This window comes from Polaribacter sp. R2A056_3_33 (genome assembly GCF_019278485.1).
Classification (GTDB): Bacteria; Bacteroidota; Bacteroidia; order Flavobacteriales; family Flavobacteriaceae; genus Polaribacter.
Genome location: NZ_CP058984.1, coordinates 83,692 through 97,639, shown reverse-complemented (window position 1 = coordinate 97,639; position 13,948 = coordinate 83,692). Strand labels below are relative to the sequence as shown.

At 31.1% G+C, this 13,948-nt stretch carries 12 protein-coding genes and 1 tRNA gene; 2 read left to right on the top strand and 11 right to left on the bottom strand.

The window, feature by feature from the left end:
* Nucleotides 1–60: 60 nt before the first annotated feature.
* From H0I29_RS00460 to H0I29_RS00415, 10 genes are all read right to left on the bottom strand, one after another.
* Nucleotides 61–133: transfer RNA gene (locus tag H0I29_RS00460), tRNA-Gly, on the bottom strand.
* 65 nt (nucleotides 134–198) lie between these two features.
* Complete coding sequence (locus H0I29_RS00455) at nucleotides 199–645, bottom strand: GNAT family N-acetyltransferase (RefSeq protein WP_218731016.1); 447 nt, start codon at nucleotides 643–645, stop codon at nucleotides 199–201.
* Nucleotides 646–840: 195 nt separating this feature from the next.
* Nucleotides 841–1,482 carry an alpha/beta hydrolase gene (locus tag H0I29_RS00450; RefSeq protein ID WP_218754032.1) on the bottom strand — a complete coding sequence of 214 codons (642 nt, stop codon included), beginning with the start codon at nucleotides 1,480–1,482 and terminating at the stop codon, nucleotides 841–843.
* Nucleotides 1,483–1,503: 21 nt separating this feature from the next.
* Nucleotides 1,504–1,830, bottom strand: a complete 327-nt coding sequence (locus H0I29_RS00445; RefSeq protein WP_165733665.1) for a hypothetical protein — start codon at nucleotides 1,828–1,830, stop codon at nucleotides 1,504–1,506.
* Nucleotides 1,831–1,835: 5 nt separating this feature from the next.
* Nucleotides 1,836–3,089 (bottom strand): dihydroorotase family protein, encoded by a 1,254-nt coding sequence (locus H0I29_RS00440; protein WP_218754031.1) that lies wholly within the window; start codon nucleotides 3,087–3,089, stop codon nucleotides 1,836–1,838.
* Nucleotides 3,086–5,035 (bottom strand): BatA domain-containing protein, encoded by a 1,950-nt coding sequence (locus H0I29_RS00435; RefSeq protein WP_218754030.1) that lies wholly within the window; start codon nucleotides 5,033–5,035, stop codon nucleotides 3,086–3,088. The genes H0I29_RS00440 and H0I29_RS00435 overlap by 4 nt, the downstream gene beginning before the upstream one ends.
* 199 nt (nucleotides 5,036–5,234) lie before the next feature.
* Nucleotides 5,235–5,999, bottom strand: coding sequence for a TIGR02757 family protein (locus H0I29_RS00430; RefSeq protein WP_218754029.1), 765 nt, complete (start codon nucleotides 5,997–5,999; stop codon nucleotides 5,235–5,237).
* A gap of 6 nt (nucleotides 6,000–6,005) precedes the next feature.
* Nucleotides 6,006–6,551 (bottom strand): CPBP family intramembrane glutamic endopeptidase, encoded by a 546-nt coding sequence (locus H0I29_RS00425; protein ID WP_218754028.1) that lies wholly within the window; start codon nucleotides 6,549–6,551, stop codon nucleotides 6,006–6,008.
* Nucleotides 6,552–6,596: 45 nt separating this feature from the next.
* Nucleotides 6,597–7,259 carry an ABC transporter ATP-binding protein gene (locus H0I29_RS00420; protein WP_218754027.1) on the bottom strand — a complete coding sequence of 221 codons (663 nt, stop codon included), beginning with the start codon at nucleotides 7,257–7,259 and terminating at the stop codon, nucleotides 6,597–6,599.
* 108 nt (nucleotides 7,260–7,367) lie between these two features.
* Nucleotides 7,368–9,791: a DUF5916 domain-containing protein gene (locus H0I29_RS00415; protein WP_218754026.1), complete on the bottom strand. Its 2,424-nt coding sequence runs from the start codon at nucleotides 9,789–9,791 to the stop codon at nucleotides 7,368–7,370.
* A gap of 237 nt (nucleotides 9,792–10,028) precedes the next feature.
* Here H0I29_RS00415 and sucC point away from each other — a divergent pair, with 237 nt between their 5' ends.
* Both sucC and H0I29_RS00405 read left to right on the top strand, forming a co-directional pair.
* Nucleotides 10,029–11,225 carry an ADP-forming succinate--CoA ligase subunit beta gene (gene sucC / locus H0I29_RS00410; RefSeq protein ID WP_165733658.1) on the top strand — a complete coding sequence of 399 codons (1,197 nt, stop codon included), beginning with the start codon at nucleotides 10,029–10,031 and terminating at the stop codon, nucleotides 11,223–11,225.
* 98 nt (nucleotides 11,226–11,323) lie between these two features.
* A complete protein-coding gene (locus H0I29_RS00405; RefSeq protein WP_218731007.1) occupies nucleotides 11,324–11,887 on the top strand; it encodes a hypothetical protein in 564 nt (187 codons plus the stop codon).
* Nucleotides 11,888–11,986: 99 nt separating this feature from the next.
* Here H0I29_RS00405 and H0I29_RS00400 read toward each other — a convergent pair whose 3' ends face one another.
* Nucleotides 11,987–13,939 (bottom strand): heavy metal translocating P-type ATPase, encoded by a 1,953-nt coding sequence (locus H0I29_RS00400; RefSeq protein ID WP_218754025.1) that lies wholly within the window; start codon nucleotides 13,937–13,939, stop codon nucleotides 11,987–11,989.
* Nucleotides 13,940–13,948 lie beyond the last annotated feature (9 nt).

Below are 13,948 nucleotides of genomic sequence, written 5' to 3'. Positions count from 1 at the left end.
TAAATCTTTTTTAATATTTTAAACAAAAAAAAGACTTCATATAAAATATGAAGTCTTTTGAGCGAAAGACCGGGTTCGAACCGGCGACATTCAGCTTGGAAGGCTGACGCTCTACCAACTGAGCTACTTTCGCATTATTGGTAAGCGGTTGCAAATATAATATGTTTTTTGAGTTCCGCAAGCTTTTTTTTGAAAAAATTAATAAAATTTTTTATCGTCTCGTAAAACCTTTAAAAAATGGAAGCCATAGATGTTGTATCCTTCATTATAATAGAACTTATGAGATTTAGGATTGCTAGAATAAGCATTTAGCTCAATCGCTTCGCAGCCTTTATTTTTAACGTGACTATCTATCCAATTAAAGAATTGTTTTCCAAGTCCTTGTCCACGAACAGAGTCGTCAATAATTACGTGATCTGGCTCTACGGATTTACCAATATAGTGTCTTGTAGAGTACCAAAGTCCAGATATTCCTACTAATTTTTCATCAACATATAGACCTACGCATTCGTAATTGGTGTTTTTTGATATTTCTATCACGCGTTCTTTCAATATATCTAAAGGAGTTTTTGAATTTAATTTTGTTAAAAGCGGAATTATTGTCAAAATTTCTTCTGCTTCAATTACTTTTATTAGCGTATTCATGCGTTTTAATTTAATGGTATATGTATTGTTGGGGTTTATTTGTGGTTCAAATTTATAAATAAGATAGATTTCTGTCTATTGCTGAGTTTTATTTATTTGTAAATAAAAAGCCTCAAACGAGTGTTTGAGGTTCTTTATATGTCTTTTAAAGCTTTTATTGATTTGGTATACACTTTTAGTTTAAAATAAACAAGCTTATAAACGTTCTTCAATCCAGGTTTTAAAACTATAAAAATTCTGTGGAGCAACTCCGTGACCTACCGGATATTCTGAGTACACGTTTTTAAAATCTAAACTATCTAAGAAAGGTTTACTTTTTCGAGCCCATTCTATAGGTAAAACTTGGTCTACAGAACCATGAGAGCAATAGTAGTCTGTTTTAATCTCTTTAGAAATAGATGCAGGTAGTAGTTCTGTGTTAATATAACCACTTAATGCAATTACATGCTGTACTTTATTTGGGTAGAAAAAACTTAAAGAATAACTTAATATAGCACCTTGACTAAAACCTAATAAAAAAGTTTTGTCTGAGGCTGTATTGTATTTTGCTTTTATTTCATCAATAAAAATGGCAATTTTATCTATAGATTCTTTTGCTTGTTTTAGATCTGAGAACTTACCATTTACATCATCAAAATTAATAGCGTACCAAGCGTAGCTATCGGCACCCAATGCGTTAGGTGCTTGTGCGCTGATAATTAAAAATTCATCTGGTAATTCTTCAGCAAAAGAGAATAAATCTTGTTCATTACTTCCGTAACCATGTAATAAAATTAATAATGGCGGGTTTTCAGCTATTGTTTTTGGTTGCCTAACTATGTATTGTAAATCGCTCATTTATATTCTTTTTTAATCTAATTATATGTTCTTAAACCATTCTTGAAACTGATCTCCAACTACAGGAATAATTTTTTCTTCACCTTTAACAGCTCCCATTAATGAAATAACCCATAAAACCAATAAAATAGTACTTACAATTATTCCTGCTGTATTTCCTAGGTAGTTATAAATAATCCATCCGTTTAAAAATTGAATTAAATTTAAGCCTATCATTTGTCTGATGTAAAAATTAGCAAAAGAATTCTTTGTGCTGTTGTTCATGAAAAAAGCAATGATTAAGCCTATAATCCAAAAATGACTTATAATTGCCATTGTTTTTCCTTCGTTTGCTGTCTGATTTTGCATGCTGTTTATTTTAATATTAATTGATTGTTAGCGTAAATTCCGTAGGCTTTCCCTTTTAATTTTTTATCTAAAAAAGCGCTGTTTTTAGAAGTTGATAAAATATCCTCTTTTGTAAAAGTGTAATTCTGTTCAGGATTGAATAAAGTAATTTCAGCTTTATTGTTTTCTTGAATAGAAAGATTTTCTATACCAAAAATAGCTTTTGGTTTACTTGTAATGTTTTCTATAAAATCTTCTAAACCTAAAACTGAATTAATTGCTCCAAAAGCACTTTCTAAACCAATAGTTCCGTCTTGTGCTTCACTAAATTCTAATTTTTTATGCTCTATGTCAATAGGGTTGTGGTCTGAAGTGATAACATCGATAACTCCAGATTTAATTCCTTTTATCAGGCTTTTTAAATCGGTTTTAGTTCTTAAAGGAGGGTTTACCTTAAAGTTACTGTCGAAACCATGTAATTCATCGTCAGATAAAGTTAAATGATGTACAGAGACACTGCAGGTAACTTGCAATCCTTTCTTTTTAGCTTCTTTAATTAGCTCAACAGATTTTGTGGTAGAAATAGTTGGAATATGTAATTTTCCTCCTGTATATTCTAATAAATATAGATCTCTTGCAATTTGTATGTGCTCTGCTAAAGCAGGGCTTCCTTTCAATCCTAATCTCGTGCTATTAATGCCTTCATTTGCAATTCCTTCTCCTGCAATAGAGTTGTTTTTAGGAAAGCTAAAAATCAAGCCATCAAAATTCTGAGCATACAAAAGTGCAATTTTCATCAAATTATCTTTTGCAATTGGTTTGTTGTAATCTGCAAAAGCAATGGCACCAGATTGTTGCATGTCATACAATTCGGCAATATCAACACCTTCGCTGTTTTGTGTTAGTGCAGCAATAGGATAGAGACCTGTAGCAAATCCGTTTGCTTTGTGTATTAAATACTCAACCGCTGCCTTATTGTCTATTACTGGGTTTGAGTTTGCGTTTACTGCTACGGCTGTAAAGCCACTTTTTGCAGCAACATTTAATCCGTTTTTAATATTTTCTCGTTCTTCATAGCCAGGTTCTCCAAAAGAAACACTCGTATCAAACCAACCACAAGAAACATGCAAGTTGTCTAGCGTTACCACTTGATAATTGTTGTCTTCTATAGAATCCTCAATTTTAGTAATGATTCCGTTGGTAATTAAAATGTCTTTTTGTTGGTGATGATATGGGCTTGAAGTATCTATAATCGTTGCCGATTTTAAAAGCGTAGTCATGGTTTATAGAATTTTAAAATCAAAATTTCTAAAAGCAAAGATACAATTGCCAACGATAAAAACCATTTCCAAAGCCAATGAACTTCATTTTTTTTGTTGATTTTTTTAAAAACGTCTGCAACTGAATTAGAAACAGTAATATTTTGATTGGTTTCTTTTAGTTCATTTAAGTCCAGAAAATTTAACAAACTTTCTTCCTTAGCGTAATTGTATGCAATTTTTTGAATGGTATCTGTATTTTGTAGGATGCTATATATGCCAGATTTTAATGGTTGTTCTTTTGTAGTGATGCTTATTTTATTTTGAAATTTCTTTTGCAACGGAATAAAAGAATTTTCAGAATTTGCAATTTTTAACACCTTGTCTTTTTTAATATTTGTTTCAATATCAATGGTGTTTTTTGATGCAATTCTATAGAATAATTTAGGGTGTTTAAAACTCATTTTTCCGAAGTTGTAAAACACAGGAACTATTAAAGGAGAATTTATAAAATTACTGTTTTTTGTGTCTAGAGAACTCGATATCCAAAAGGTGTTGTTTTCTCCATTTTTAATTTGAGAAATAAAAGAACTTCCGTTTTCAAAAGCTACAATTGTACTTTTATTATTTGAAGAGAAAGGGTAGTAATGTTGCACTGTTGGATATTGAAAATTTGTCACTTTTTTTGAAAATACATTTTGAAAAAGTGGATGCTTATAGTTGATGTTTGTAATTTTTAAACTGTCTGTTTTTTTAGGTTGAATTTTCCCTAAACTCAAATTTTGAAACAAAGAATTGTAAGAATTAATATTCAAGTTTTTATGTGGAATAATTACAAGACTTCCTCCGTTTTTAGAAAATTCAATGATTTTTTTAGATAGTATTTCAGTTATATCTTCTACCTCATTTAGGATAATTAATTGCTGTTTTAAAATGGAATTATAGTTTGTGTTTTGGACTGTAGATTGTGTGAGGTTAAATTCATTTTTAGTGTAAATTTTTGGAAGGAAATTAGCTTTGTTTCCGATGGATAAAATATTGATTTTTTGATCATTTTTTATGGTGAAATAAAATACATTATCAAAGGCGAAAGTGTCGCTAAAATTAATGGTTATTTTACCGTTAAATTCTGCCTGGTTTTGAATTTTAAATTGAACGTTTTTTAAAGTGTCTTTTTTAAAAGAGGAGGAGAGTTTGCTAATTAGTTTGTTATTGTTGTAAACAGCAATAGGAATGTTGTTTTTTGTTTCCCCTTGGTTTTTTACAAGAACATTGAGTGTGAAATTATTGCCGCTATAATCAGTAACGAAAACACTGTCTATAGAAATGTTGTTTTTTATGGAAGATTCTAGTTTTATAGCTGAAAAATCAGGTGTTACATTTGTAAACTCGTTTTTGTAGGTGTTCTGAAAATCAGATATTAGTATTGTCTTATTTGTAGTGTTTGTTTTATCTTGTGTTTTGGAGTCGAATTTTAATAAAACAGTCGCTAAATCTATTTTTTTTGAAGTTTCTTTAACCTGTAATAAGATGTTTTTTAGTTCTGACTTTGTAATTCTGTCGTAGAAACTGGAATTTGTCTGCAGCGAATATACATCTTTTTCTGATGCGTTTTCTATAATTTCTTGGGCTGCTATTTGTAATAAATTCCCTCTTTTTCCTTTTGTATTTGTACTTAAAGAGTTGTCTAAATAGATGAAGTTATGTTGTTTTTTGTTTGCTGTTTTGTTGCTGAAATAAGGTTGTGAAAATGCAAAAATAATAGCGGTAAATAAAAGTGTTCTTGTACCTAATATTAACCACTTTTTTATACGTGAACTTTTACGTGTTTGTTGTGCTAATTTTTGTAAAAAAGCAACATTTGTAAAAGGTACTTTTACGAACTTTTGTAGTTGAAAAAGATGCACTATAATCGGTATGATTAACAGTGCTAAAAAGTATAATATTTCTGGGTTTTTAAATTGCATTTATCATGTTTAGATGTGATTCGAAAAAAGTTAAATTTAAAAAATAGATTTAGAAATGTGAAAGATAATCTTTTGAAATTAAAACGAAATAATAGTCTTTAATTTGAAAATAGAAATAGCAGAACAAGGGATGAAAAGGAACTTTAAATTAGGTGTAATAAACTGCTTTGTTTGTCTTTTTTTAGAGTTTTAAGAGTCGTTAAAATTTTTCAAAAACACCTAAACCAAACAAAGCGAAATCATATTTTACAGGGTCATTTGGATCTAGTTTTCGCAAGTTTGTATCTAATTCAGAAAGTGCTTTCCAGTCATTTTGTTTCCTTAAAAGAAGTTTTAATTTACGTGCAACATTACCAGAATGTACGTCTAATGGGCATGATAAATTTGCAGGTTTGTGGGTTTTCCAAATGCCAAAATCTACCCCAGAATTATCGTTTCTAACCATCCATCTTAAGAACATATTTATTCTTTTTGCTGCCGAATTTTTTAGAGGATCTGAGATGTGTTTTTGAGTTCTTTGTTGATGAGGAGTTTCAAAAAAAACTTGTTTTAAATGATGAATTGCATGCTTATAATCGGTCTGTTTTTTATCAACCAACAACACCTTTTCTAATCCTTGGTGATGCGTGTAAATGTGTTTTAAAGACTTTATAAATTGTTGTAAATCGATTGCATTAAAAGTTCTATGCACAAAATTTTCAAGAATTTTTAAATCATTTTCTTCATGATTCATAACAAAATCAAAAGGAGAATGATCAAAATAATCCATCATTTTAGTGGCGTTTTTAATAATCATAGTTCGATTTCCCCAAGAAATAGTTGCTGTTAAAAAGCCTGAAATTTCAATATCTTCCTTTTTTGTGAACAAATGCGGAATCTGAATTGGGTCAGATTCAATAAAATTAGGGGTGTTATATAGAACTACCTTCTCGTCTAAAAATTCTTTTAATTCAGATTTCTTCATATTTATCTACTCAAATAAAAAACTCATTAAAAATAAAAAACCATTATAACTTCCATGAAGTAACATCGCCCATAATAAGCCAAATTTTACTCTTATATATCCAAAATAACCACCAACTAATAATTGTGGTAAGATTAATATGGGAGAGAGTAATAGGACGTTTGTGGTGATTTCAAAATTGCTAATATGTATAAAACCAAAAATTAGTGTAAAAATATAAAAGGCATATTTAAACGATTTAGGTTTTACAAAAATAGTAATTGGGGCTCTAAATAAGGTTTCTTCTAAAATAGGAGTAAGGATAGAACCTAATAATAAAACTTGAATAAAAGACAAGTCTTTAAACATTTCTTCTAGTTTATGAGTTTCAAAATCTACAAGTTGTAACTCTTGAATTAAACTGAATAAAGGAGTGATTATAATGCTGGTTGCTATGCTTATAACAAATAGGTGAAAGAATACTTTAATGCGATAACCAGCATTCTCATTGGGATCTATGCCTGGTACTGGGTTTTTTAAATAGCTAATTACATTGTTAAAGGTTTCTTTCATTATCTAGGTTTATTTATAAGTAGTATTAAACTTAGAAATGTTACACTATTCTATAATTTTACCGTCAATCATGGTTAATTTTCTATCTGCCATGTCTGCTAATTCTTCATTATGCGTAATAATTACAAAGGTTTGTCCAAATTCATCACGCAATTTAAAGAACAATTCGTGTAAGTTTTTAGCAGATTCACTATCTAGATTACCACTAGGTTCATCCGCTAATATAACGGAAGGATTGTTAATTAATGCTCTGGCAACGGCAACTCTTTGTTGTTCTCCTCCAGAAAGTTCGTTTGGTTTGTGACTTATTCTGTGCGATAATCCTAAAAATGTAAGTATTTCTTTAGCTCTTGTTTCTGTTTCTAATTTCGATTTTTTAGCAATAAAAGCAGGAATACAAACATTTTCTAAAGCCGTAAATTCTGGTAATAATTGATGAAATTGAAATATAAAGCCAATATGCTGGTTTCTAAAAGAAGAAAGTTTTTTGTCTGCGAGGTTTTTTAGTGAAACGTTATTTAGTTTTAACTCGTAGTTTTGATCTTTTTGAGGTTTGTCTAAGGTGCCTAAAATTTGAAGTAAAGTTGTTTTTCCTGCTCCGGATGGACCAACAATAGCAACGATTTCTCCTTTTTTAATATGTAAATCTACTCCTTTTAAAACTTCTACATCCCCATAATATTTGTGAATGTTTTTACCTATTATCATACCTATAACTTTGTAACGAATGTATAAAAAAGACTTTAATTTTACTCATAAAAAAACGGATATCCTTTGTTATTAAGAATATCCGTTGTGTTTATAAAGTAAGAAGTTTTAAAAAATATTTTTCAATTTGTTATAATCGATAAAATAAACAAGCCTAACAGAAAACGTATGTCTTTGTGATTCCTTAAATAAGTTGTCTAAGTTTTTACTGAAATTTAAGTCTGCGTTTGTGTCTTCATTAAAAATTGCATTTCTGTAAAAAGCAATTAACTGACTCCCTGGGGCAAATTGCCAAATGTAACTCAGGTCTAAATTCCAACTATTAAAGTTTACATTATCGCTATTATAGGTTGTGTTTGAGTCTAATCCACCGTTTGTGTTAAGATTGTAGTAATCGTTATAGTTCACAGCGCCCCAATAATGTCTAAAACTAAGAGATAAAGAAGAATTGGTACTAAAACTATATTTACCAGCAATGGTGTTGGTGTAGTTTTTTCGATCTCTTTTACCGAAGATAATGTTGGTGTTTACTTTATCTACAAAACCTAAATCATTATCCGTTTTATTGTAATTTAATTGATATTGTAAAGAAAACTGATTTGTAAATCTGTAACGAGGAGCAATGCTAAAGCCGTAAGCTGCCTTGTTGTAATTGTTGTAGGCAGAATAATAAATATCTGCATTCACTTCTAATTTTTTTTGTGAGTTGGTAGAGATCCAAATATTTATATTTTTTCTTTCTGGTTGTAGGAAATAAATGCCACTTGTAGATCCTTGTCTTGGTTCAAAGAAATCTTTTTCTTCTGTATTGTAGTTTAAGTTTCCTCCAAAAGTAAATCTATTTCTTGTCTGGGCTTCAATTCCTGCGCTAGCAGTAAAACCAGTATAAATGCCAGAATAATGTTGAAAATTAGCATTGTTGTAGTAGTAAATATTATACCAATTATAATTTTTGGTTGGCTGTAAAGTTCGCCACCCTGCGCTACCATAAATAGATTGTTCGTTGTTGCTAAAAAGAATTCCTAAATCATTCGGGTTAAAATCTTTGTTTTCAAAATTATAACCCAATTCCCAGTTCCAGTGATCAGAATTATATCCGAAGCTATTATCAAATGTATACCCGGTGTTTGGGTTATTTATGTCATCAGAAATATTACTCATCTTAACAGAGCCATCTGCATTGTATTTACTGTCTTTTGTTTCTATGTGCCAATCTAAAGCAGTTACATTTGCATCTCTAAACCTGCCGTCTCTTGTAACATTTGTGTTGATTAATGTTACTGTAGAATTCTGATTAAACTGTTGGTCTAAAACGAAAATATTGTAGTTTGTAAAAGGGGCTATCACTTCTTTTCTAGTGTCTCCAGTAGAATTATTTTTTATGGTTGCTTCTGTTTTTTCTGTAATGGCATTAAAAAATCCAATTCCCAGTCCGCTTTTTGTTCTTCCAGAAACTTTTATAGCATTTAACATGGTTACTTTACTTGGGTAATCTGTAATTTCTTCATCCGAAGTTAAAGTGCTTTCTACGTTAAATTGATCTATTGGGTCACTACCTATTCTTCTAGAGTAAAAAAGGTTTGCTTTGTTAAATAATTCGGTTCCTTCTGTAAAAAATTGCCTTTGTTCAGTAAATTGTTGTTCAAAAGGGCCTAAATTTAATTCAACATCATCAAAACCAACCTGACTAAAATCTGGAATTAGAGTAGCATCTAAAGTAAAATTTTCAGTTAAACCATATTTAATATCCATTCCAACACTCCAATCATATTTTGTATGTCCTTCAAAAGTATTAGCAGTTGCAGAAGCATATGGGTAAAGATTTAATCTTGTTGGTGGTTTAATATCTCTAAAATCTTCAATTAAACCATCGTATTGCGTCCATCTTCCAACAGCATTGTCAATGTGCGTCCAGGTATGATGAGCGTTTAATTTCTCTAACCTTCGGTGAAAATTAAACCCCCAAGATTGTATTGGTCTGTTTGCAAAACGAATTGCTCTGTAGGGAATTTTCATTTCTACAGCCCAACCTTTATCATTAATTTTTGCAGTACTTTCCCAAACAGCACTCCAATTAAAATCTTCGTCTCCGTTAGAAACTTTAGCATCAGCTTGGTTTCCGGTAGTTTGAACTAAAAATTCAAAAGGATTTTGACCATCGTCGTTAGGGTTTATGGTAACCATAAAGAAGTCTGCAATACTAAAATTATCTCTTGTTGCAAACTCCTGCGGAATACTTTCTGGGTCTGGATCGTTCATTTGAGCAGAAATATAGATGGCATCATCATCATAAATAACCTTAACAGTTGTTTGATATTCTTCTAAAACTAATTTACCATTATTTGGTCTTAAGTCAACAAAGTCTGTACAAACTTCTGCCTTTTCCCATACTACATCATTTAAAAGACCATCTATTTTAGGAGTTTTTTTAACCCTTGTAGTTTTAATAGTTTTTCTGTTTTTTTTATTTTGAGCAGATAGCGGAGCTATTGATAACACTGCAATAAGCAGTAGAATGATTCTTTTAAACATATAATTTTTGGTTGATTATCTGTACGTACAAAACCAATATCTCTTTTCTGTTTTAGATACATAAGTCTATTTTGTTCGTTATTATAAAGACGAGTATCTTGTTAAAATGTTACACTTTTTTGTAATAAAATATCTCTAGAAAATTTAAGATAAATAGCATTAATAAATTTTTAATAGAAACTTTGCACCTTTTTATATATGAATTTGTATTTTTGATTCCGTTTTAAACATTTACAGATGAACTTACACGAATATCAAGGAAAAGAAATATTAAACAGTTTTGGCGTTAGAATACAACGTGGAATTGTTGCAAGTACTCCTGCAGAGGCAGTAGAAGTTGCGAAAAAGCTTACAGAAGAAACAGGAACTGGTTGGCATGTAATTAAAGCACAAGTTCACGCAGGTGGTCGTGGTAAAGGTGGTGGAGTTAAGTTGGCTAAAAACTTAGACGAAGTAAAAAGTATTTCTGATGATATTTTAGGAATGATGTTAGTTACTCCTCAAACTTCTGCAGAAGGAAAATTAGTGAATCAAGTTTTAATCTGTGAGGATGTATATTATCCTGGAGATTCTGAGCCAGATGAATACTATATGTCTGTCTTATTAAACAGAGCAACTGGTAAAAACATGATTATGTATTCTACAGAAGGTGGAATGGATATTGAAACTGTTGCAGAAGAAACTCCGCACTTAATTTTTACTGAAGAAATTGATCCTTTATTAGGAATCATGCCTTTTCAAGCACGTAAAGTTGCTTTTAACTTAGGTTTATCTGGAGTTGCTTTTAAAGAAATGACAAAATTTGTTACCAATTTATACAAAGCGTATATTGGTTCAGATTCTGCTATGTTTGAAATTAATCCAGTATTAAAAACATCTGATTCTAAAATTATGGCAGTTGATGCTAAAGTTTCTTTAGATGAAAATGCATTATACAGACATAAAGATTATGCAGCAATGCGTGATTTACGTGAAGAAAACCCAATTGAAGTTGAAGCAAAAGCTGCTGGTTTAAACTATGTAGATTTAGATGGAAACGTTGGTTGTATGGTAAACGGTGCTGGTTTAGCAATGGGAACTATGGATTTAATTAAAGAATCTGGAGGAGAGCCTGCTAACTTTTTAGACGTTGGTGGTACTGCAGATGCAGCTAGAGTTGAAACTGCTTTCGGTATTATCTTAAAAGACCCGAATGTAAAAGCAATTTTAGTAAACATTTTTGGAGGTATTGTACGTTGTGATAGAGTTGCACAGGGTGTTGTAGATGCTTACAAAAGTATGGGAGACAAAATTACTGTGCCAATTATTTGTAGATTACAAGGTACAAACGCTGTTGAAGCAAAAGAATTAATTGACAATTCTGGAATGGAAATTATTTCTGCTACAGAATTTCAAGAAGCTGCAGATAAAGTTGCTGAAGTTTTAGGAGCTTAATACTTAAAGTTTTATAAATACTTAAAACGCCTCATGTAAATGAGGTGTTTTTTTATGCTTAAAAAGTGTATCTTCATCCGATTATTTAAAATTAAAATATGAAAAAATTAGTATTTCTATTATTGTTACCAATTCAATTATTAGCACAAGGTGTACCAAATTCTGTAGTGTTTTGGGATGCTTTAGCAACACATTGTGGCAAATCTTATGAGGGAGAAATTGTTGCAGGTGGAAAAGAAGGAGATGGTTTTACAGGTGAGAAATTAGTAATGCATGTGCGTTCTTGTGAAGAAAATACCATTAGAATTCCTTTTTTTGTGGGTGATGACAAATCTAGAACGTGGGTTTTTACAATGGATAAAGATAATTTGATTCAATTAAAACACGATCATAGGCACAAAGATGGATCAGAATATAAAATTACACAATATGGAGGCATGAGTTCGAATGTTGGGTTAGCGAATCTTCAAGTTTTTCCTGCGGATAAACAAACTGCAGATTTAATTCCGTCAGCAGCAACCAATGTTTGGTGGGTAACTATTGATGAAACAAGTTTTACATATAATCTAAGAAGAATTGGTTCTGAAAGATACTTTTCTGTAAAGTTTGATGTCACAAAAGAAATTGAAACACCTTCTGCTCCTTGGGGAAGTGAAGAGTAGTCTTGCTTAAAGAGTAAATAAGTTAAAAAGCCTCACTTAAATTGAACTGATTTCAGTTTAAGTGAGACTTTATTTTGTTTTAATAAGTAATTATGATGCTTAATCGTACTGCATTTTTTGTAGTCTAACTGCATTTAAAATGGCTATTAAAGCAACGCCTACATCAGCAAAAACGGCTTCCCACATGGTTGCTAAGCCCAGAGTTCCTAAAATCATTACAACTAATTTTACACCAAAAGCGAGTGCTATATTTTGCCATATAATTTTACGTGTAGCACGACTTATTTTTAACGCTTTTATTACTTTAGAAGGTTGATCTGTCTGAATAATAACATCTGCAGTTTCAATGGCAACATCACTCCCTAAACCGCCCATGGCAATACCAACATCACTTGTAGCTAAAACGGGTGCGTCATTAATACCATCACCAATAAATGCAATTTTATTTGCAGTATTTTGCTTTAAAAGTTCTACTTCATTTAATTTATCTTCGGGCAATAATCCGCCTTTAGCGATTTTAATACCTAATTCTGATGCTACTTTTTGAGTTATAGAATCTTTATCGCCAGAAAGCATTATGATGTTTTTGATACCTACTTTATGTAGGTTGATAATGGTTTCTTTTGCGTCATCTTTTAGTTCATCTGCAATTACTACATAACCAGCAAAGACTCCGTCAATAGCAACTAAAACGATTGATTCTACAATCGTTTCAACTTCTTGGGGAATTTCAATTTTGTTAGCCATCATTAAAGCTTTGTTACCAACTAAAACAGTTTTTCCATTCACGATTCCTTTTAAACCTTTTCCTGCAATTTCAGTGACTTCAGTTGCTTTAAAATGTGTAGCATCTGCTTTATATTCTAAAATAGCTTTGGAAATTGGGTGTGTAGATTGTTTTTCTATGGCAAAAAGGTATTTCATAAATTCCTTTTCTTCCCAACCAATCGTTTTAATGTTTGTTATTTTAAAAACACCTTTCGTTACAGTTCCTGTTTTGTCTAGAACCAATGTGTTTATTTTAGTCATGGTGTCTAAAAAAGAAGCCCCTTTAAACAAAATTCCATTTTTAGAAGCAGCTCCTAATCCTCCAAAATAACCTAACGGAATAGAAATAACCAAAGCACAAGGACAAGAAATTACTAGGAAGATTAGGGCTTTATATAACCAATCTGTAAACACATAATTAACTACAAAAAAGTACGGTAAGAATGTTACAGCGATTGCAAGATATACCACAAATGGTGTGTAAATTCGTGCAAATTTTCTGATAAACAATTCCGTTTTAGATTTACGAGCTGTCGCATTTTGTACCAAATCTAAAATTCTAGCAATAGAACTGTCTTTAAATTCTTTGGTAACTTTAACTTCAATGACGCTTTCTAGGTTAATACTACCTGCAAATACAGTATCACCTTTTTTAATCGTATTCGGTTTGCTTTCTCCAGTTAATGCGGCAGTATTTAATGCTGCTTTTGTTGAAGTTAAAATTCCATCTAACGGAATTTTTTCTCCTACTCGAACCTGAATTTTCTCGCCAATAACAACTTCTTCTGGTGTTACGCTTTCTGTTTTTCCGTTTCTAAAAACATTGGCTTCTTTTGGGCGGACATCTAACAATGCCTTGATGTTTCCTTTTGCGCTATTTACTGCGGCACTTTGAAACAATTCGCCAACGGTATAAAATAACATTACCGCAACACCTTCTGGGTATTCGCCAATAACAAAGGCACCAACAGTTGCGATAGACATTAAGAAAAACTCGGTAAAAATAGCTCCTTTTTTAATACTCTTCCAACCTTCTTTAACTACGGGAAGTCCAACAGGTAGATAAGCAATTCCGTACCAAATAATTCTGACCCAATCTTTAAAAAAAGAAATATCAAAATAATCAAAGGTAATACCAGTCATCAACATTGTAAAACTTACAATTGCCGGAATATAGGCTTTAAAACCACTTGGCTCTCCATCGTGATTATGTCCATCATGATGATGATGTTCTTTTTCTGAACTTGGTTTTATATCTCTTAAATTGAGTTGCTTTTTTTTCATAATGCTTTT